Origin of the sequence: Desulfuromonas sp. DDH964 (assembly GCF_001611275.1) — a bacterium.
Lineage (GTDB): Bacteria > Desulfobacterota > Desulfuromonadia > Desulfuromonadales > DDH964 > DDH964.
Genome location: NZ_CP015080.1, coordinates 2,317,403 through 2,336,940, shown reverse-complemented (window position 1 = coordinate 2,336,940; position 19,538 = coordinate 2,317,403). Strand labels below are relative to the sequence as shown.

At 62.8% G+C, this 19,538-nt stretch carries 16 protein-coding genes and 1 other annotated feature; of the genes, 15 read left to right on the top strand and 1 reads right to left on the bottom strand.

Translation table 11 applies throughout. The annotated features are described in order from the left end of the window. Positions 1–6: 6 nt before the first annotated feature. The 15 genes from DBW_RS10705 to DBW_RS10635 all read left to right on the top strand — a co-directional run bounded on the left by DBW_RS10705 (position 7) and on the right by DBW_RS10635 (position 17,335). On the top strand, positions 7–651 hold the full coding sequence (locus DBW_RS10705; RefSeq protein WP_066727523.1) for a phosphatidylserine decarboxylase family protein: 645 nt from the start codon (positions 7–9) through the stop codon (positions 649–651). Positions 652–779: 128 nt separating this feature from the next. Further along, positions 780–999, top strand: a binding site (T-box leader). A 184-nt stretch (positions 1,000–1,183) separates the two neighbouring features. Further along, entirely contained in the window at positions 1,184–2,722 is a 1,539-nt protein-coding gene (locus tag DBW_RS10700; protein WP_066727522.1) for a 2-isopropylmalate synthase, read from the top strand. Between the two features lie 64 nt (positions 2,723–2,786). Then, a complete protein-coding gene (locus DBW_RS10695; protein ID WP_066727521.1) occupies positions 2,787–4,067 on the top strand; it encodes a 3-isopropylmalate dehydratase large subunit in 1,281 nt (426 codons plus the stop codon). Between the two features lie 51 nt (positions 4,068–4,118). Beyond that, positions 4,119–4,649 (top strand): 3-isopropylmalate dehydratase small subunit, encoded by a 531-nt coding sequence (locus DBW_RS10690; protein WP_066727520.1) that lies wholly within the window; start codon positions 4,119–4,121, stop codon positions 4,647–4,649. A 182-nt stretch (positions 4,650–4,831) separates the two neighbouring features. Continuing rightward, positions 4,832–5,962, top strand: a complete 1,131-nt coding sequence (locus DBW_RS10685) for an efflux RND transporter periplasmic adaptor subunit (protein WP_082820300.1) — start codon at positions 4,832–4,834, stop codon at positions 5,960–5,962. Then, the gene (locus DBW_RS10680; protein WP_066727518.1) at positions 5,959–9,090 is read left to right on the top strand and encodes an efflux RND transporter permease subunit; all 3,132 of its coding nucleotides are present in this window, start codon (positions 5,959–5,961) and stop codon (positions 9,088–9,090) included. Before DBW_RS10685 ends, DBW_RS10680 begins: the two co-directional genes overlap by 4 nt. Before the next feature lie 209 nt (positions 9,091–9,299). Continuing rightward, on the top strand, positions 9,300–10,394 hold the full coding sequence (gene leuB, locus DBW_RS10675) for a 3-isopropylmalate dehydrogenase (protein WP_066727517.1): 1,095 nt from the start codon (positions 9,300–9,302) through the stop codon (positions 10,392–10,394). A gap of 41 nt (positions 10,395–10,435) precedes the next feature. Next, on the top strand, positions 10,436–11,533 hold the full coding sequence (gene asd, locus DBW_RS10670) for an aspartate-semialdehyde dehydrogenase (RefSeq protein WP_066727516.1): 1,098 nt from the start codon (positions 10,436–10,438) through the stop codon (positions 11,531–11,533). A gap of 104 nt (positions 11,534–11,637) precedes the next feature. After that, positions 11,638–12,429, top strand: a complete 792-nt coding sequence (locus tag DBW_RS10665) for an energy-coupling factor transporter transmembrane component T family protein (RefSeq protein ID WP_066727515.1) — start codon at positions 11,638–11,640, stop codon at positions 12,427–12,429. After that, complete coding sequence (gene truA, locus DBW_RS10660; RefSeq protein ID WP_082820298.1) at positions 12,426–13,235, top strand: tRNA pseudouridine(38-40) synthase TruA; 810 nt, start codon at positions 12,426–12,428, stop codon at positions 13,233–13,235. Before DBW_RS10665 ends, truA begins: the two co-directional genes overlap by 4 nt. Before the next feature lie 59 nt (positions 13,236–13,294). After that, positions 13,295–13,723, top strand: coding sequence for a 50S ribosomal protein L13 (gene rplM, locus DBW_RS10655; protein ID WP_066727514.1), 429 nt, complete (start codon positions 13,295–13,297; stop codon positions 13,721–13,723). 21 nt (positions 13,724–13,744) lie between these two features. Further along, positions 13,745–14,137, top strand: coding sequence for a 30S ribosomal protein S9 (rpsI, locus tag DBW_RS10650; protein ID WP_066727513.1), 393 nt, complete (start codon positions 13,745–13,747; stop codon positions 14,135–14,137). A 97-nt stretch (positions 14,138–14,234) separates the two neighbouring features. Then, positions 14,235–15,272 carry an N-acetyl-gamma-glutamyl-phosphate reductase gene (gene argC, locus DBW_RS10645; protein WP_066727512.1) on the top strand — a complete coding sequence of 346 codons (1,038 nt, stop codon included), beginning with the start codon at positions 14,235–14,237 and terminating at the stop codon, positions 15,270–15,272. Between the two features lie 63 nt (positions 15,273–15,335). Continuing rightward, positions 15,336–15,530 carry a DUF6485 family protein gene (locus DBW_RS10640; protein WP_066727511.1) on the top strand — a complete coding sequence of 65 codons (195 nt, stop codon included), beginning with the start codon at positions 15,336–15,338 and terminating at the stop codon, positions 15,528–15,530. Beyond that, entirely contained in the window at positions 15,527–17,335 is a 1,809-nt protein-coding gene (locus tag DBW_RS10635) for a YgiQ family radical SAM protein (RefSeq protein WP_066727510.1), read from the top strand. Before DBW_RS10640 ends, DBW_RS10635 begins: the two co-directional genes overlap by 4 nt. 31 nt (positions 17,336–17,366) lie before the next feature. On the opposite strand, the gene DBW_RS10630 is transcribed toward DBW_RS10635, so the two are convergent. Then, a complete protein-coding gene (locus DBW_RS10630) occupies positions 17,367–19,535 on the bottom strand; it encodes a diguanylate cyclase (RefSeq protein WP_197463631.1) in 2,169 nt (722 codons plus the stop codon). Between the last annotated feature and the right edge of the window lie 3 nt (positions 19,536–19,538).

Genomic DNA, 19,538 nt, shown 5'->3' with positions numbered 1-19,538 from the left:
ATCACGGTGCGTAATCAGAACCAACCGGTGGCGAGCGAAGGATATCCTTTTATCGCCCTTTTTTCTTTTATCACCCTGGTTTTTGCTCTTTTGGGCTGGTCGCTGCCGACCCTGCTCTTCCTCGGGCTGAGCCTCTTCACGGTCTACTTCTTCCGTAATCCCGAGCGGGTGACGCCCGATGAAGCGGATGCCGTGATCGCCCCCGCCGACGGCAAGGTGATCTTTGTCGGCGAGGTCATGGAGGATCGCTATTTCAAAGGGAAGGCGACCAAGGTCAGCATTTTCATGAACGTCTTCAACGTTCATGTCAACCGCGCCCCGGTCAGCGGCACGGTGGTCGAGAAGTTTTACAACAAGGGCGCCTTCGTCAATGCCTCCCTCGACAAGGCGAGCCTGCAGAACGAGCAGGCCGGTCTGCTGATCGAAACGCCCGAGGGACTGCGGCTCCTCTGTGTCCAGATCGCCGGCCTGATCGCGCGGCGCATCGTCACCTACCCGGACGTTGGCGATACCCTCGAACGCGGCTGCCGTTACGGCCTGATCCGCTTCGGTTCCCGGGTCGATCTCTATTTCCCCCCCGGCTCTGAAGTCACGGTCCGCAATGGCGAGACGACCGTTGCCGGGGAATCGATCCTCGGGTTCCTGCGCTGACCGAAAAATCGATTCGGGGGAATCAAACCGAGTCTGGCCCGCCGGAAAAACGTCATGCCGGCGTTTCAAAACCGCGGAACAGGCTTGACAACCCCCTGGATCTTCTGGTCTATTTACTGGGCATATGCAGAAAGGCGATGAAGAGGAGTAGTAGGCTCCCCTCCTGTCCCAGAGAGCCGGCGGTCGCTGCAAGCCGGTACAGGAAAAGCTGAACTCGCCTCGGAGCCGCGGAAGTGAACCTGCCAGGGCAGCTCAGCTTTCGCCGCCAGCCAGCGTAACCGGCCAATCAAGGGTCCCGACGGGACTGAATCAGGGTGGTACCGCGAAGCGCAAGCTCTCGCCCCTGTAAAGGGCGGGAGCTTTTTTTGCGACGTCGGCAAGACCTGCCGACGCCGGCAGCAGGGAAAGGAGGTGGCCGTATGGAAGCTGACCTAGGTGAACTAGCCGAAGGACGCGTGTTCGATGCGTCCGGAACCAGGTTTTTGCGGTCACTTCGGACCAGGCGGTCCGCAACCATTCAAGGAGACGAAGCATGAGCGAGCCCAAAAGAATCCGAATTTTCGATACCACCCTCCGCGATGGCGAGCAATCCCCCGGCGCCAGCATGAACATCGAGGAGAAACTGCGCATCGCCCACCAGCTCGAAAAGCTCAATGTCGATGTCATCGAGGCCGGCTTTCCGATCGCCTCCGACGGCGACTTCGAGGCTGTAAAACGGGTCGCCCAGACCATCCGCGGCCCGCAGATCGCCGGCTTGTCGCGGGCCGGCGACATGGATATCGATCGTGCCTGGGAAGCACTCAAGTACGCCGGTGAGCGGGGCCGGATCCATACCTTCATCGCCACCAGCGACATTCACATGAAGTACAAGTTGAAGATGAGCGAGGACCAGGTCGTCGAGACCGCCGTCCGTGCCGTCAAGCGCGCCGCCGGCTACACGCCGAACGTCGAATTCTCCGCCGAGGATGCCGTACGCACCCGCCTGCCGTTTCTGGCACGGGTGATCGAGGCGGTGATCGATGCTGGCGCCATCACCGTCAATATTCCCGACACCGTCGGCTACACCATCCCGTCGGAATATTTCAATATCATCCGCTACCTCAAGGAGAATGTGCCGAATATCGAAAAAGCGATTATTTCGGTCCATTGTCATAACGACCTCGGCCTGGCGGTCGCCAACTCCCTGGCCGCAGTCCAGGCGGGTGCCGAGCAGGTGGAATGCACCATCAACGGCATCGGCGAGCGTGCCGGCAACTGCTCGCTGGAGGAGGTGGTGATGGCCCTGCGCACCCGCCAGGACATCATGCCTTTCAAGACCAATGTGGCGACGGAACATATCTATGCCGCCAGCAAGCTCCTCTCCACCATCACCGGCATCGTCGTTCAGCCCAACAAGGCGATCGTCGGCGCCAACGCCTTTGCCCACGAGGCCGGCATTCACCAGCATGGTGTGATGATGGAGAAATCGACCTACGAAATCATGACCCCCGAGTCGATCGGTCTCAATACCAACAAACTGGTCCTCGGCAAGCATTCGGGACGCCATGCCTTTATCGAGCGATTGAAGGAACTCGGCTACACCCTCTCCAAGGAGGACTCGGAAAAGGCTTTTGTTCGTTTCAAGTCCCTCGCCGACCAGAAAAAGGAGATTTTTGACGAGGACCTCGACGCCATCGTCGCCGACGAGATCATCCGCGTCCCCGAGCGCTTCAAGCTGTTGCAGATGAACGTCTCCTCCGGCTCCTTCGCCGCGCCGACGGCCACCGTCGAAATGGAAATCGACGGCCGCAAGCGCAAGACCGCCACCATGGGGGACGGACCGGTCGACGCCACCTTCAAGGCGATCCGCAAGCTGACCAAGAGTTCGGCCCGCCTCGTCACCTTTACCGTCGGCGCTATTACCGGCGGTACCGATGCCCAGGGGGAATGTACCGTCCGCCTGGAAGAGGGCGGTCGCGAGATCATCGGTCAGGGAGCGCATCCCGACATCATCGTTGCCTCGGCCAAGGCTTATATCAATGCCATTAACAAGGTCGCCTCGACACCGAAGCGGAACCCGGTCCATTTGTGAAGAGGAGCTGCCAGCAGGCAGCCAGCGGCAAAACGCGAACAGCCGAAGCTATCAAGGAGTGAACATGGGCAAGACCATTGCTGAAAAGATTTTCGATGCACACCTGCGTGATGAACCCTTCCCGGGGACCAAGGTGCTTGACCTCGACCGGGTTCTTTGCCACGAAATCACCACTCCGGTTGCGATTGCCGACCTCGAGTGGCGGGGAAAGGATCGGGTGTTCGACAACACCAAGATCAAGGCGGTGATTGACCATGTCACCCCGTCCAAGGACAGCAAAACTGCCCTGCAGGCGAAGATGCTGCGCGACTGGGCCCGGCGCCATGACATCAAGGACTTTTTCGATGTCGGGCACAACGGGGTCTGCCACGCGCTCTTCCCGGAAAAGGGCTATATCCGTCCAGGTTACACCGTCATCATGGGTGACTCCCATACCTGTACCCATGGTGCTTTCGGCGCATTTGCCGCCGGCGTTGGTACCACCGACCTCGAGGTCGGCATCCTTAAAGGGGTATGTGCCTTTCGGGAACCCGCTTCGATCCGGGTTGATCTCGTCGGTACCCTGCCCGCAGGTGTCTATGCCAAGGATGTGATCCTTCACGTCATCGGCCAACTCGGCGTTAACGGCGCCACGGACCGGGTCCTGGAATTCCGCGGGCCGATCGTCGAAGCGATGAGCATGGATGCGCGAATGACGCTTTGCAATATGGCGATCGAGGCGGGTGGGACCTGCGGCATCTGTCTTCCCGATGCAACCACGGTCGATTACCTCTGGACCTTCATTCAGGACGAGTTTCCGAACAAGGCGGCGGCAGTCGAGGACTATCGGGTCTGGCATTCAGACGCCGATGCGGTTTACGAAAAAGTGTTGACCTTCGATGTCTCCGGGCTCGAGCCTCAGGTTACCTATGGCTACAAACCGGATCATGTCAAGGCGGTTGGCGAATTGAGCGGATCCCGCGTCGACCAGGTCTATATCGGCACCTGTACCAACGGGCGGATCGAAGACCTGCGCCAGGCCGCGGCGGTGCTCAAGGGGAAGAAGATTGCCGAGACCGTGCGCGGTATCGTCTCGCCGGCGACCCCCAAAATTTTCAACGAGGCTCTCGCCGAGGGGATAATCCAGGTCTTCATGGAGGCCGGCTTCTGTGTCACCAATCCGACCTGCGGCGCCTGCCTCGGGATGAGCAACGGTGTCCTCGCCGAAGGGGAGGTCTGTGCCTCGACCAGCAACCGCAATTTCAACGGCCGCATGGGCAAGGGCGGGATGGTCCACCTGATGAGCCCGACCACGGCAGCGGCCTCGGCCCTCACCGGGGTCATTACCGATGCCCGTTCGCTCTGAAGCGGTAGCGTGGCGCACTATTTTCGCACAGTCTGAAAGGGATTCATCGCTATGAAAAAGGTTTTTGGCGGCCCGGCGCTCCTTCTCGACCGTTCCGATATCAACACTGATGAAATCATCCCGGCCAAGTACCTGACCGAGGTGACGAAAGAGGCCCTCAAGCCCTATTGCCTGGAGGACCTCAAGCTCGAAGGTTTCGACCCCCGGGGGGAAACCCTGAAGCAGGCCCGGGTGATCGTATCCCGGGAGAACTTTGGTTGCGGCTCCTCCCGGGAACATGCGCCCTGGGTCTTCGAAGTCAACGATATCCATACCATCATCGCCGAGGGCTATGCCCGGATTTTCCGGCAGAATATGTTCAATGGCGGCATGCTGGCGATTGAACTTCCCAGGGCGGATATCGACCGGCTCTTTGCCCTGCAGGCGGCCGGTCCGGTCGAAGTCACCGTTGACCTTGCCGGGCAGCAGCTTTCCGCCCGAGCAGGGGGCAAAAGCGAAGCTTTCCGGTTCGAAATCTCTCCCTTCGACAAGGCCCTGGTCGAGGCGGGTGGCTGGGTCGAATTCGCCGATGCCCGCTATTGAGGAGACTGGGAAAACTGAATGACAAGGGGCCGGCCAGTTTCGCCGGCCCCTTGTCATTCGGGCGGGTGCAAATCAAATTGACGCTCTCCAGAGAATGACGTAATTTGCACGGAGGGTGAGCGGGACCGGGGAGAGCAGGGCCCGGCGGGAAATTCAATTCAGCAAGAGCGGAGTAGCCGCAGATGCAAGGAATCGTTCGGGTTGGAAGTCTGCTGGCACTGTCAATGCTGCTGCTGGTCGCCTGTTCCGGGGAGCCGCCTGCGGCGAAAACCGCGCCGCCGTTACCGGTCGCCGTCGCTGTGGCCCGTCTGCAGGCGGTGCCGGTGGAATTGCAGGCAGTCGGCCAGGTCGAAGCTTCAGCGACGGTCCAGGTCCGCTCCCAGGTCGCGGGCGTCATTACGGCGGTCCACTTCCGGGAAGGGGAGGAGTTAAAAAAAGGGACTCCCCTCTTCACCCTCGATCGGACCCCGTTGCAGGCGGCCGTCGCCCGGGCGCAGGCCGATTTGAACCAGGCCCGGGTCGAAGCCGCTAATGCCGCCAGGGATGCGCAGCGTTATGCGCAACTGCTCGTCGACGGCTTTATCAGTCGCAACGAGGCCGAAACCGCCCAGGCCCGGGCCGACGCCCTGGCCGCGGCCGTTGCGTCGAGCCAGGCCAGTCTCGATAATGCCACGATCCAGCTCGGTTACGCGACCATCCGCGCGCCCCAGGACGGTCTGACCGGCGCCTTGCTGGTCCACCCGGGGACGGTGGTCAGGGCCAACGATGCTCCAGACCTGGTGACGATCAGGGCGCTGCAACCGGTGACGGTCGCTTTCCATATTCCGGAACGCCTCCTCGGCGAAGTTCGTCGCCACCTCGCCACCGAACCGCTGCGGGTGAGTGCCTTGCTGCCCGGCGCCGCGGAGCCGGCCGGGGAGGGGGTGGTCACCTTTCTCGACAACAGTGTCGATCCGGCCACCGGCACGATCCGGCTCAAGGCAACCTTTGCCAATTCGGACCGCCGGCTCTGGCCCGGGCAGTTCGTCCAGGTTCGGGTTCTGCTCCAGACCCTCGAAGGCGCTCTGGTGGTGCCGACCGCCGCTGTGCAGACCGGACAACAGGGAAGTTACCTCTTTGTGGTCGGGGCCGACGCCACGGTCGCCTCGCGTGCGGTCAGCGCCGGGATCACCTGGAACGATCTGACCGTCATTGACAGCGGCCTCGAAGCGGGAGCAACCGTCGTCACCGATGGCCAGTTGCGGCTCTTTCCCGGTGCCCGGGTGACGGTGAAGACAGCGGCAGCTGAATCGGCCCGGACTGGGCAGCCATGAACCTCTCCGCCCTCTTCATCCGCCGGCCGGTCATGACCAGCCTGATCATGCTGGCGATCATGATCTTCGGCCTCTTTGCCTACCGCAATTTGCCGGTCAATGATCTGCCGAATGTCGATTTCCCCACTATCCAGGTGCGGGCCAGTCTCCCCGGTGCCAGTCCCGAGACGATGGCCAGCGCCGTCGCGACCCCCCTCGAACGGCAACTCTCCACCATCGCCGGCGTCGAATCCCTCAGCTCCACCAACGGCCAGGGCTCGACCATTATCACGCTGCAGTTCACCCTCGAACGGGATATCGATGCGGCGGCTCAGGATGTACAAACTGCCATATCCCAGGCCGCACGCCAGCTGCCACGGGAGATGCCGAGTCCTCCTTCGATCCGCAAGGTCAACCCGGCCGACTCCTCCATCCTCTACCTGGCGATGACCTCATCGACCCTTCCCCTTTCGGAGGTCAACGAATTCGCCGATACCGTCATCGCACCGCGCATCTCCATGGTCAACGGAGTCGCCCAGGTCAATGTCTACGGATCCCAGAAGTATGCGGTGCGGGTCGGACTCGATCCAGAGCAGCTGAAGCGGCGCGGCATCGGTCTCGACGAGGTGGAAGCGGCACTGGGACGCTGGAACGTCAATTTGCCGACCGGCGGCCTGCAGGGCCAGACCCAGTCCTTTACCATTCAGGTCGGCGGCCAGCTCTACAATGCCGAACAGTTCCGCCAGCTGGTTGTCGCCTACCGCGGCGGCGCTCCGGTCCGGTTGCAGGATATTGCCGAGGTCAGCGACAGCGTCGAGAATAACAAGGTCGCCGCCTGGTTTCGCACCAAGGAGGGGAATGCCCGGGCCGTGGTGCTCGCCATCCAGCGTCAGCCCGGCACCAATACCATCGAGGTGGTGAACAGCATCCGCCAGCAGCTGCCGAGCTTGCGCCAGCAACTCCCCGGCGCGGTGGAGCTCAATCTCCTCTATGACCGCTCCAGTTCGATCCGGGAGTCGGTGGCCGAGGTCAAGTTCACCCTGATGCTGACCATTGCCCTGGTCATCCTGGTGATCTTCCTCTTCCTGCGCAATCTTTCGGCGACGATTATCCCCAGCCTGGCGCTGCCGCTCTCCATCGTCGGTACCTTCGCGGCCATGGAACTGCTCGGCTTCTCGATCAACAATATCACCCTGCTCGCCCTGACCCTTTCCGTCGGTTTCGTCGTCGATGACGCTATCGTCATGCTGGAGAATATCGTCCGCCATATGGAGGCCGGCGAAAAGCCGATGGCCGCGGCCTTCAGCGGAGCGCGGGAGATCGGCTTTACCATCATCTCGATGACCATCTCCCTGGTTGCCGTCTTCATTCCGGTCCTCTTCATGGGCGGCATGCTCGGCCGGGTGCTGCACGAATTTGCCGTTACCATTGCGGTGGCGATCCTCCTCTCCGGGCTGGTTTCCCTTACGCTGACACCGATGCTCGCCAGCCGTTTTCTAAAACCGACCGGGGAGAAGGTTCACGGCAGGCTCTACAACTGGATGGAGCGCTTTTTTGACGGCTGGCTGCGCCTCTACGAAAAGAGTCTCGGGTGGGTGCTGGGGTACCGGCGGACGACGCTGGTGCTGACCCTGGCGCTGACCCTGGGCGTGGTCTGGCTCTTTACCCGGATGCCGACCGGGCTCTTCCCGCCCGACGATATCGGCGCCATCCGCGGCATGACCTCGGGCCCGCAGGGGGTTTCCTTTGAGGAGATGAAGCGCAACCAGGCCCAGCTCGCTGACATCATCATCCGCGACCCCGATGTCGCTGCCTTCATGTCCTCGGTCGGCGCTGCCGGTTCGCGGGTCGGGTCGAACAGCGGTTTCATGTTCATCAAGCTCAAGGATCGCGACCAGCGTCAGGCCAGCGCCGACCAGATCATTCAGCGCCTGCGGCCGCAGCTCTCCGGGATTCCCGGCATCCGGATCTATCTGCAGAACCCGCCGCCGATCCGCCTCGAATCGACCTCCTCCAAGGCCCAGTACCAGTTCGTGCTGCAAAGTCCCGATACGGCCGAGCTCTATCGCCAGGCGGCCGGGTTCGAGGAGAAACTGCGCAATCTGCCGCTGTTGCAGGATGTCAACTCCGATCTCGAGATCGATAACCCCCAGGTCAACCTGGCTATCGACCGCGACCGGGCCGCGGCGCTCGGCATCACGGCCGAGCGCATCGAAAATGCTCTCTATTCGGCCTACGGCGAACGCCAGGTGTCGACGATCTTCTCGCCGACCAACCAGTACCGGGTGATCATGGAACTGGAGCCTCGCTTCCAGACCGACCCATCCTCCCTCGACCTGCTCCATGTCCGCTCCGACAGTGGCGAACTGGTCCCCCTGGCTTCCCTCGTTACCGTGACCCGCAGTCTCGGTCCCCTGTCGGTCAATCACCTCGGGCAGATCACCGCCGTGACGATTTCCTTCAATCTGCGCCCGGATGTGCCGCTTGGCAATGCGGTCAAGGCGATCGAGGCCGAGGCCACCGCGCTGCCCGCCTCCATCTCCACCGGGTTCCAGGGTGCGGCCCAGGTTTACCAGGCCTCGACCAGGGGCCTGGTATGGTTGCTGCTGCTGGCGATCGTGGTGATCTATATCGTCCTTGGGATTCTCTACGAAAGTTACATCCACCCGCTGACGATCCTCTCCGGGCTGCCCGCCGCCGGTTTCGGCGCCCTGGTCACCCTGCTCGCCTTCGGCAAGGACCTTAACCTTTACGCCTTTGTCGGCATCATCCTGCTGGTCGGGATCGTCAAGAAGAATGCGATCATGATGATCGACTTCGCCCTCGAGGCCCAGCGCACTGAAGGAAAGGCGCCCCTCGATGCGATCTACCAGGGGGCCCTGGTCCGTTTCCGCCCGATCATGATGACCACCATGGCGGCATTGATGGGGACCCTGCCAATTGCCATCGGCATCGGGGCTGGCGCCGAATCGCGCCGCCCCCTTGGCCTGGCGGTGGTCGGTGGCCTGCTGGTTTCGCAACTGCTCACCCTCTACATTACTCCGGTTATCTATTACTACTTTGACCGTCTCCAGGGCGCGGTGCGCGGTTGGTTTGGCAAGCCCCCGGTTGCCGCAGCCACAGCGGGTTCCGATGGCACGGCCGGTTGACCCCGATTGTCATTGTGTGCCACAATTGGCGCGCAGCCTGTGCCAGGTTTGGCTGACATCGGACCCGGATCGGGAGGTTGGCAGAAAAAGCATTTGACAAAGAATTGACCCCTTCCTATAGTGGCAACCATTCGAAAAAAGGGGACTTTGCCGGGTCCACAGGGGTGGCCCGCCAGGTTGCTATGACATTGCAAAGGAGATGAAACAAGATGTCGAAGGTTTTCAAGGTGGCGGTCCTGTCCGGTGACGGTATCGGCCCGGAAGTAATGGCTGAAGCGTTGCGGGTCCTCGATGCGGTCGAGGCGAAATATGCGGTGCGTTTTGAACGGACCCTGGCCAATGTCGGCGGTATCGCCATTGATGTCGAAGGAAAGGCGCTGCCGCAGACCACCATCGATATCTGCAAGAATTCGGACGCCATCCTCTTTGGCAGCGTCGGCGGTCCCAAGTGGGAGAGCCTCCCCCCGGACGAGCAGCCGGAGCGGGGTGCCCTGCTGCCGCTACGGAAGATCTTCGGTCTCTACGCCAACCTGCGGCCGGCGATCATCTTTCCCTCCCTGACCGGCGCCTCCTCCCTCAAGGAAGAAGTGATCGCCGGTGGTTTCAACGTCCTGGTGGTACGGGAGTTGACCGGCGGTATCTACTTCTCGCAGCCGAAGGGGATTGAAGGGGAGGGGAACGCCCGTATCGGTGTCGATACCATGCGCTACAGCGTCCCCGAGATTGAACGCATCGCCCATGTCGGCTTCCAGGCCGCACGGAAACGGGGCAACAAGCTCTGCTCCATCGACAAGGCCAACGTCCTCTCGACCTCGGTCCTCTGGCGCGAGATCGTGACCCGGATCGGCAAAGAGTACCCGGAGGTCGCCCTCTCCCACATGTACGTCGACAACGCCGCCATGCAGCTGGTCAAGTGGCCGAAGCAGTTTGACGTCATCCTCTGCGAGAACATGTTCGGCGACATCCTCTCCGACGAGGCGGCGATGCTCACCGGATCTCTCGGCATGCTCCCGAGCGCCTCGCTCGCCGAGGGGACCTTCGGCATGTACGAGCCCTCGGGCGGCAGCGCCCCCGACATTGCCGGGCAGGGGATCGCCAATCCGATCGCCCAGATTCTTTCGGCGTCGATGATGCTGCGTTACTCCTTTGGCCTGGTCGAGGCGGCCGACGCCATTGATGTGGCGGTGGAGGCGGCCCTCGACCAGGGCTTGCGTACCGGCGATATCTTTCAGGGAAAAGCTGGCGAACAGAAACTGACTACCCGGCAGATGGGGGACGCGATCATCGCGCTCCTTCAGGGCTGAGCCGGTTTAAGGGTTATTTAACCAGAAAAGGAAAGCAGCAGATGAAAGTCGGACTTGTCGGATGGCGCGGAATGGTCGGATCGGTCCTGATGCAGCGCATGCAGCAGGAGAACGATTTTGCCGGCATCGAGCCGGTCTTCTTCTCCACCTCCCAGGCCGGGGCGCCCGCCCCGATGAACGCCGGGACCCTGAAGCGGGCGGAAGATATCGCCGAGCTCAAAAAGCTCGACGTCATCCTTACCTGCCAGGGGGGGGACTACACCAAGGCGATCCATCCGCAGCTGCGCCAGGCCGGCTGGCAGGGGTACTGGATCGATGCCGCCAGCACCCTGCGCATGGAAAAGGACGCGGTGATCATTCTCGATCCGGTCAATCGCGGCGTTATCGATGCGGCGCTGCAAAATGGCCAGAAAGACTTTATCGGCGGCAACTGTACCGTCAGCCTGATGCTGATGGCGCTGGGCGGGTTGTTTCGTGCCGGCCAGGTCGAATGGCTCACTTCGATGACCTACCAGGCCGCCTCCGGCGCCGGCGCTCCGAACATGCGCGAGTTGATCAGCCAGATGGGCGCCATCCACGGCTCGGTCCACGAGCGGCTTCAGGATGTGGCTTCCGCGATCCTCGAAATTGACCGGGAAGTGACCGCCATGCTGCGCAGCGACCTGCTGCCCACGCAGGAGTTCGGCTTTCCGCTTGCCGGCAGCGTGCTCCCCTGGATCGATCGGGAGGTCGAGGATGGCCAGAGCCGCGAAGAGTGGAAAGGACTGGTCGAAACCAACAAGATCCTCGGCAGCAAGACGCCGATCCCGGTCGACGGCATCTGCGTGCGGGTCGGTGCCATGCGTTGCCACAGCCAGGCGTTGACCATCAAGTTGAAACAGGATCTGCCCATCGCCGACATCGAGGAGCTGATCAAGAACGACAACCAGTGGGTCAAGCTGATCCCCAATACCAAGGCCGCTACCCTGGCCGGGCTCACCCCCACCGCCGTTTCCGGCACCCTGAGCGTGCCGGTCGGCCGGGTACGCAAGATGAAGATGGGGCCGCACTACCTCTCGGCCTTCACCTGCGGCGATCAGCTGTTGTGGGGCGCCGCCGAGCCGCTGCGGCGGATGCTCCGGATCCTGCTCGAACGCTGAGCGGTTATCCCGTATGACAGCCAGGGGCACCGAGGCGGCGCGATAGGCCGCCCCGGTGCCCCTGGCGCATCTCCTCATTCCGTCTGCCGCCGAAAATGCCGGCCATGATCCCAGAGACCGACTTCCCCATCGGCAGCTACCTGCCGGGCCATTCCCTGCTGCATCGCCTCGATCCACGACTCAAGCTGGTGGCGGTGCCACTGCTGGTGGCGGCAACCTTTGCCGCTATAAGCCCGGGGCAGCTCGGCGGCTTGAGCCTGGTGGCCGGCAGCGCCTGGATGCTGGCCGGACTGCCGCCGCGAATGCTGGCACGCCTGGCCTGGGCCCTGCGCTGGCTCCTCCTCTTTACCCTCGTGGTCCATCTCCTCTTTGCTCCCGGGCACACCCTGTTCGGGCTCAGCTGGCTCTCGATGGAGGGTCTGCAAGACGGCCTCTTCGCCTGCTGGCGCCTGCTGCTGGCGCTCCTCTTTGCCGCGCTGCTCGCCGCAACAACCCTGCCGGCGCAACTGACGGCCGCGCTCGCCTGGCTGCTGCGGCCCCTGGAATACCTGCGGCTGCCGGTGGCAGCGGCGGCCGACCTGATTTTGCTGGTCCTGCACTTCATCCCGCTAATGCGGGTCGAGGCCCTGGCCGTCCATGCCGGGCTGGTGGCTGAAGCGGGCGGCATCCCGCCAACCGGCTATCTGGCCCGTGGCCGCTTCGTCTGCCGGATGCTGACCCCGCTGTTGCTGCGCCTGGTCGAGCGCGCCGATCGCCTCGCCGCTCAGCTCGCCGCCGGGGAACCTGTCCCCGGGCTTGAACTGGCGTCACCCCTTGCTCCCTGTCGAGCAGGGAGTGTCGCCCTCTTCGGTCTCATCACGCTGCTCGCCGCTCTCTGCTACGGGAGGCTGGCATGACGAACATCGGTCTTCGCCTCGAGTTCGACGGCAGCGCCTACGTCGGCTGGCAACGGCAGCGCAACGGAGTTTCGGTGCAGGAAACGGTCGAGGCGGCGCTGGAGCGGCTGCTCGGTGAACCGGTACGCCTGGTCAGCTCCGGGCGCACCGACGCCGGAGTTCACGCCCGGGGGATGATCGCCTGCTTTACCAGCCCGCGGGCGTTGCCGCTGACCGCCTATCGCGAAGGGGTCAATCGCCTCCTCCCCGGCGATATCGCGATCCGGGAGGCCTGGGAGGCGGCACCCGGTTTTCATCCCCGCTTCGATGCCCGGGGAAAATGGTACCGCTACCAGATCTACAACGGCGCGATTCGCTCGCCCCTGGTTCGCCGCAGCAGCTGGCATCTGCGTGCGCCTCTCGATCTTCCCCCGATGGCTGCTGCGGCGGCTGCTTTTGTCGGCCGGCACGATTTTGCCGCCTTTCGCTCCAGCGGCTGTGACGCGGTTACGACCGAACGGGAGATATTTGCCACCCGGGTTGCGCGCCACGACGAATTGATTTTCTTCGATGTCTGCGGCAGTGGTTTTCTGCGCAACATGGTGCGGGTGATGACCGGTACCCTGGTCGAAATCGGCCGCGGCCGGCGGCCGGCAGGGGACATCGAACGGCTGCTCACCGCCGGCTGCCGACCCGAGGCGGGTCTCACCGCCCCGCCCCAGGGGCTCTGCCTGATGGAGGTCTGGTACGACCAGGGCTGTCCCGCCGGCCCTGAGCCGTCGGCTGCAGCGAAAAAACTTCTTGACAACCGGCAAACATTTAGCTAATTTCACCACTTCTGTGAGCCCCGTTCATATCACAGATTTCACTATAGAGAGGAACTTCCATGAGTACGCAGGTTATCAGCAAAAGCGACGTGCAACGGGCCTGGTTCGTCATCGATCTCGATGGCAAGGTTCTCGGTCGCGCCGCTACCGAGATTGCCCGTGTTCTGCGCGGCAAGCACAAGGCGATCTACCATCCGAGCGTTGATACCGGCGATTTCGTCGTTGTCGTCAATGCCGAAAAGGTCAATTTCACCGGCAACAAGCTCGGTGACAAGATGTACTACCACCACACCGGTTATCCCGGTGGCATCCGCTCCATCAACGCCGAGAAACTCCTTGCCAAGAAGCCCGAGGAGGTCATCAAGAAGGCGGTGAAGGGGATGTTGCCCAAGAATAAACTGGGCCGCCAGATGTTCCGCAAGCTGAAGGTTTATGCCGGCGCCGATCATCCCCATGCCGCCCAGCAACCCAAGGAACTCTCCCTTTAAGGGTCAAGGAGATAGAATAAGATGGCCGAACAGAAATATTACGCCACCGGCAAGAGAAAAACCTCCGTGGCCCGGGTCTGGATCAAGCCTGGCTCCGGTAACATCGTCGTCAACCGTCGCAGCATCGACGATTACTTCGGTCGCGAGACCTCGAAGATGGTCGTGCGTCAGCCCCTCGAGCTGACCAACAATGCCGGCAAGTTCGACATTATGGTCAACGTCTGTGGCGGTGGCCCCTCCGGGCAGGCCGGCGCCATCAAGCATGGCATCACCAAGGCGCTGCTCGCGGTCGATACCGACCTGCGCGGCGTTCTCAAGAAGGCCGGTTTCATCACCCGCGACAGCCGGGTCAAGGAACGGAAAAAATACGGACGTCGCGCGGCACGCCGGAGCTTCCAGTTCTCCAAGCGTTAACCAGAAGCGCAGCGCCGGGTGGTTCCCTGGCAGCAACGTTATCGAAAAGGGAAGCCCCAAGGGTTTCCCTTTTCGTTTTCAGGCAAAGGATAAGGCTATGGTCAAGGTTGCCGTCGTTGGCGCCAGCGGCTACACCGGGGTGGAATTGCTCCGGCTGCTGGCAGTTCATCCCGAGGTCGAGGTCAGCTGCGTCACCTCGCGGCAGAATGTCGGCGAGGATATCTCCCGGCTCTTTCCCTCCCTGCGGGAGCGGGTGACCCTCAGCTGCGATCCCGGCGACCCGCAGCTGGTGGCCGGCAAGGCCGATTTCATCTTCACCGCCCTGCCGCACCAGACCGCCATGGAGGTGGTTCCCGACCTGCTTGCCGCCGGCAAGAAGGTCGTCGACCTCTCGGCCGACTACCGCCTGCATGACGTGGCCGTCTACCGGCACTGGTACCAGGAGCACACCAGCCCGGAGCTGCTCGATGAGGCCGTCTACGGCCTGCCCGAGTTGAACCGGGCGGCGATTTGCAGGGCCCGGCTGGTGGCCAACCCCGGCTGCTATCCGACCAGCGTCGCCCTTGCCCTGGCACCGCTTCTGGAGCGGGGGCTAATCGATCATCGCACCCTGATCATCGACAGTAAATCGGGGACCAGCGGCGCCGGTCGCAGCGCCAAGGTCGGCAGCCTTTTCTGCGAGGTTAACGAGGGGTTTGCCGCCTATGGGGTCGCCTCCCACCGGCATACGCCGGAGATCGAACAGACCCTGACCCAGCTGGCCGGGGAGGCGGTGACCGTCAACTTCACCCCCCACCTGCTGCCAGTCAATCGCGGTATTCTCTCGACCTGCTATGCAACCCTGAACGGCGCCAGCGACAGCGCCACGTTGCTCGGATATTACACCGAACGCTACGGTACAGAACCCTTTGTCCGCGTCTGCCCGCAGGGGAGCCTGCCGAATATCGCCTTTGTCCGTGGCAGCAATTTCTGCGATATCGGCCTGGTCAGCGATGCCCGTACCGGGCGGGTCATTGTCGTGGCGACCATCGATAATCTCGTCAAGGGGGCGGCGGGGCAGGCGGTGCAGAACATGAACCTGATGCTCGGTTTTGCCGAAACCGCCGGTCTCGGCAACCTGCCAATCTTCCCCTGACCAGGGGAAGTAGCGGCGGGGACCCGCCCACCAAGGAGGCCGGCCTGCGGCCGGATTTTCACCATGGAATGCACGGCCAAATCATCCCCCACCCATTGCAGCTGCAGTTACCCCGGCTGCGACAAGCATGGCAACTGCTGCCAGTGCGTCCTCTTTCACCGGCAGCGTAACGAGATTCCCGGCTGTTTCTTTTCTGCTGCCGGAGAACGCAGTTACGATCGATCTCTGAACCATTTTCTGAAGGATCGCTGCCGCTGACTTCCGTTACCTTTGCCCCTCTGCCAACCAACCGGGAAGAACTCGCCGCCCGCGGCTGGGATGAGCTCGACATTCTTTTCATCTCCGGTGACGCCTACGTCGATCATCCGGCCTTTGGAGTTCCGCTTCTGGCCCGGCTGCTCGAAAGCGAGGGGTTCCGGGTCGGGATCCTGGCCCAGCCTGACTGGCGCAACCCCGAGTCCTTGCGGGTGATGGGGCGGCCGCGCCTCTTCGCCGCGGTCTCCTCCGGGGCGATGGATTCGATGGTCAACCGCTACACGGCGGCGAAAAAAGTCCGCAACGATGATGCCTACACCCCGGGTGGCAAGGCCGCCGCCCGTCCCGACCGGGCGGTGATTGCCTATACGGCGGCGGTCAAGGGGGCCTTCCGCGGTCTGCCGGTGGTGATCGGTGGCATCGAAGCGAGCCTGCGCCGCCTTGCCCACTACGATTTCTGGAGCGACCGGGTCCGGCGCTCCATCCTCGTCGATGCCAAGGCCGACCTGCTCGTTTACGGCATGGGGGAGCTCGCCCTGACCACCATTGCCCGCCGGGCTGCCAGCGGGGAAGCCCCGGTCACCATGACCGATATCCCGGGGACCGCCTCCTTTGCGCCGGGATCGGTCCCGGACGCGGTAATCCTCCCGGGCTTCGACCGGGTCTGCGCCGACCCCGCGACCTACAACGAGGCGTTCCGGCTGGCGGCGGCCGAACAGCGTCCGCAGGGCAGGCCGCTGCTCCAGGACCAGGGAGGGCGCCAGGTGCTGGTCCAGCCGCCGGCCCGCCCCTTGAGCGGTGCCGAACTCGACCGCCTCTACCAGCTCCCCTTCAGCCGGCGTCCCCATCCCGGTTACCGGGAGGAGATCCCCGCCTACCAGCAGATCCGCTTTTCGATCACGACCCATCGCGGTTGTTATGGCGGTTGCGCCTTCTGCGCGATTACCGCCCACCAGGGGAAGACAATCCAGTCCCGAAGTATCGAGTCGATTCATGCCGAGGTCGACCAACTCGCCGCCCATCCTGACTTCCGCGGCACGGTGACCGATCTTGGCGGGCCCACCGCCAACATGTACGGCACCGCTTGCGGGGCCGGCGCTGGCGGAAGGGACTGCCGTCGCGAGAGCTGTCTTTTTCCCCGCCGCTGTCCCCACCTCCGTGCCGAAGGGCGCAGTGCTGTTGCCCTGCTGCGGAAAATCCGCGGCATCAGCCATGTCCGCCATCTCTTTGTCGCCTCGGGGGTTCGCTATGACCTGCTCGAGACCCAGGCCGATTATTTTGCCGAACTGCTCGATCACCACGTCGGCGGTCTGCTCAAGATTGCACCCGAGTCGACGGTCCCCCAGATCACCGCGGTCATGCGCAAGCCCGGCCCCGAAGCGCTGCTCGCCTTTCTCGAATTCTACCGGCAACGGTCGGCCCGCAACGGCAAGCGCCAGGGGGTGGTCCCCTACCTGATCGCCGGGCATCCCGGTTGCCGGTTGGAGGATATGGTCGAGGTCGCGCTCTTTCTGAAACGCAACGGATTGCGGGTGGAGCAGGTCCAGGAGTTCACGCCCACGCCGGGGACCCTGGCGACCTGCATCTATTACAGCGGCGTCGATCCCTTTACCGGCCAGTCGCTTCATGTGCCGCGCTCCCCGCGGGAACGCCGGCTGCAGAAGGCTCTGCTGCTCTGGCATCGCCCCGAGGTGCGGGGAGATATTCTCGAGGCGCTGAAATTGTGCCGCAGGGAATCGGTCGCCGGCGAACTGCTCGGCGCCGGTGGAGGTAAGGGCGGCAGAAAAAATCGGGGCCGGCAGCGTTAGCTGCCGGCCCCTGGATCTTTCGGCGGCAAGGTCAGGCGTCGGGAGTCCAGGCCACCACCCGGTTGCGCCCGGCTTCCTTGGCCCGGTAAAGGGCGCGATCGGCCAGGTCGAGGAGCTCGTAGAGATCCTTGCTGTCGGTGGGGAACTCGGCAACCCCCAGGGAGAGGGTCAGACGGCCGCCGGGCTGACTCTTCTGGGCGCCGGCGAAGGTCTCCTGTTCCACCCACTGACGCAGCTTCTCGGCCGCGGCAGCCGCCCCCTCGCGGGTGGTTTTGGGGAGCAGGATGACAAACTCCTCGCCACCGAAACGACCGACCAGGTCGATGCCGCGGGTATTCTGCAGCATGATCGAGGCGACCTTTTTCAGGACCACATCGCCGCGCAGGTGACCGTGACAATCGTTGAACGCCTTGAAATGGTCGATATCGGCCATGATGATGGCGAAGTGGGAACGAAACCGCTGCGCCTGCGACAGCTCGCGCGCCGAGATTTCCTGGAAGTAGCGGCGATTGGCCAGGCCAGTCAGCTCATCAGTGTTGGAGAGGTTGCGGGTTTTCTCATAGAGCTGGGCGTTTTCCACGGCGATAGCTGCCTGGTTGGCCACGGCCTGGACCAGTTTGATATCCGAGTCACTGAAGGCGGCCGTCTGCTCCTTGTGCAGGTTGAGAACCCCGGTGAGGCGCCCCTTGATGACCATGGGGACCGAAAGCATGGAGCCCTTGCGCAGGATTCTCCCCTTGTAGTTCAGGTTGCGGCTGTCGCTCATCAGGTCACGGATATAGACGACGTCGAGGGAACTGGCGCATTGACCGGTAATCCCTTCGTCGAGTCGGAAGGAGATCCCCTGCAGCGCCTCCGGATCGAGGCCGAGGACCCCGCGGACCTCCAGCTCCTCGGCCCCGCTGTTGTAGAGCAAAAGGACCATCTCGTTGCAGGCAATGACATCCTGCAGCGACTTGAGAATCCGGTCGAAGAGGAGATTCAGGTCGAGGGTGGAGATCATCGCCTGGTTCAGCTGGAAGAGGGTCGCCATTTCGTGCAGGTGGGTCTTCAGTTCGCGGTTGGAGGCTTCGATCTCGGCATTCTTGGCCTGGAGGATATCCTTGTAGCGCAGCTCTTCCTGCGCCAGGGTCAGAGATTTTTCATGGCCGAGCCGTTCCTGGTAGAGCTGGCCGATTTCACCGAACATGGCGTTGAACGAGTGGGCGAGCGTGCCCATTTCCCCGGCGGGTATTTCACGGATCCGGTAATCGAGATTGCCATGGCCGATCGCCTCGGTGGCAGTCAGCAGGTCGTCGATGGGGTTCATGATGACGCGATTCACCAGGCGGAAGAAGATGTAGCCTCCAAAGAGCAGGACCACGAGGATGGTTAATACGGAGCGGGTCGTCATCGCTCCGATGACGGCGTCCAGCTCGGTCAGCGGGGTATCGAGGGCAAGCAGGACAAGATCGGTCGTTCCCAGGGGGATGGCACTGAAAAGTTGCCGATGGGGCAACGGCATATTGACGGTCTTGAACAGGCGTTCGCCGTCCAGAACCCGGGCCAGCTCCTCCGGCTGCAGTAGCGGCGCGGCGCTCCCCTCGTCGCTGGCGGAAAGGAGTTTCCCTTCCCGGGAGAGAATGTAGGTGCGAATCGTAAAAGGGCCGGTCATCTGGTGCAGGAAGGCGCGGCTGATAGGGGTCCGCAACGCGAGGAACTCCTGCGCTGCGCCCTCCTTCGTCACGGTGTGAACCACGGTCAGGTCGGGGGCCTGTCCGGGGGCAGAGACGAAGCGGAACCGCGGCCGGCCGCTGCGCAAAGCCTGATCGAAAAGGTCCCGTTGTGGCTGGGTCGGAATGTCGATAATGGTAACCGGATAATAATCGAGCCGGATATTGGCGCCGTTCAGGGCACTGGCGACATGCTTTTCCAGCACCGCCCTGGCAGCAAGGTCGATCTTTTTTTCGAGGGAGACGGCGCGGGTATAGGCGAGGAGATCGGCGTAGGTGTCAAGGAGGAGTTCCTGTTCGGTAATCTCCCGAAAGACGATCTCCTGGATGGCGAGGAGCCGCTGGCCGGCGTCCCGCGAAAGGGCTTCAATGATGACCATGCCGGAGCCGATGGTCGCCGCGGCTCCGAGCAGCACCAGCAAGAGTGAGAAGGGGAGGAGGAGCCGGCGCCGCAGCGACCAGCCGTGGTAGGTGGGTGTTGTCTGCATCAT

Bases quoted from the DNA above. Each gene is read 5' to 3' on its own strand.
- DBW_RS10700 (WP_066727522.1), top strand. From the start codon at position 1,184: ATGAGCGAGCCCAAAAGAATCCGAATTTTCGATACCACCCTCCGCGAT.
- DBW_RS10695 (WP_066727521.1), top strand. From the start codon at position 2,787: ATGGGCAAGACCATTGCTGAAAAGATTTTCGATGCACACCTGCGTGAT.
- DBW_RS10690 (WP_066727520.1), top strand. From the start codon at position 4,119: ATGAAAAAGGTTTTTGGCGGCCCGGCGCTCCTTCTCGACCGTTCCGAT.
- DBW_RS10685 (WP_082820300.1), top strand. From the start codon at position 4,832: ATGCAAGGAATCGTTCGGGTTGGAAGTCTGCTGGCACTGTCAATGCTG.
- DBW_RS10680 (WP_066727518.1), top strand. From the start codon at position 5,959: ATGAACCTCTCCGCCCTCTTCATCCGCCGGCCGGTCATGACCAGCCTG.
- leuB (WP_066727517.1), top strand. From the start codon at position 9,300: ATGTCGAAGGTTTTCAAGGTGGCGGTCCTGTCCGGTGACGGTATCGGC.
- asd (WP_066727516.1), top strand. From the start codon at position 10,436: ATGAAAGTCGGACTTGTCGGATGGCGCGGAATGGTCGGATCGGTCCTG.
- DBW_RS10665 (WP_066727515.1), top strand. From the start codon at position 11,638: ATGATCCCAGAGACCGACTTCCCCATCGGCAGCTACCTGCCGGGCCAT.
- truA (WP_082820298.1), top strand. From the start codon at position 12,426: ATGACGAACATCGGTCTTCGCCTCGAGTTCGACGGCAGCGCCTACGTC.
- rplM (WP_066727514.1), top strand. From the start codon at position 13,295: ATGAGTACGCAGGTTATCAGCAAAAGCGACGTGCAACGGGCCTGGTTC.
- rpsI (WP_066727513.1), top strand. From the start codon at position 13,745: ATGGCCGAACAGAAATATTACGCCACCGGCAAGAGAAAAACCTCCGTG.
- argC (WP_066727512.1), top strand. From the start codon at position 14,235: ATGGTCAAGGTTGCCGTCGTTGGCGCCAGCGGCTACACCGGGGTGGAA.
- DBW_RS10640 (WP_066727511.1), top strand. From the start codon at position 15,336: ATGGAATGCACGGCCAAATCATCCCCCACCCATTGCAGCTGCAGTTAC.
- DBW_RS10630 (WP_197463631.1), bottom strand. From the start codon at position 19,535: ATGCAGACAACACCCACCTACCACGGCTGGTCGCTGCGGCGCCGGCTC.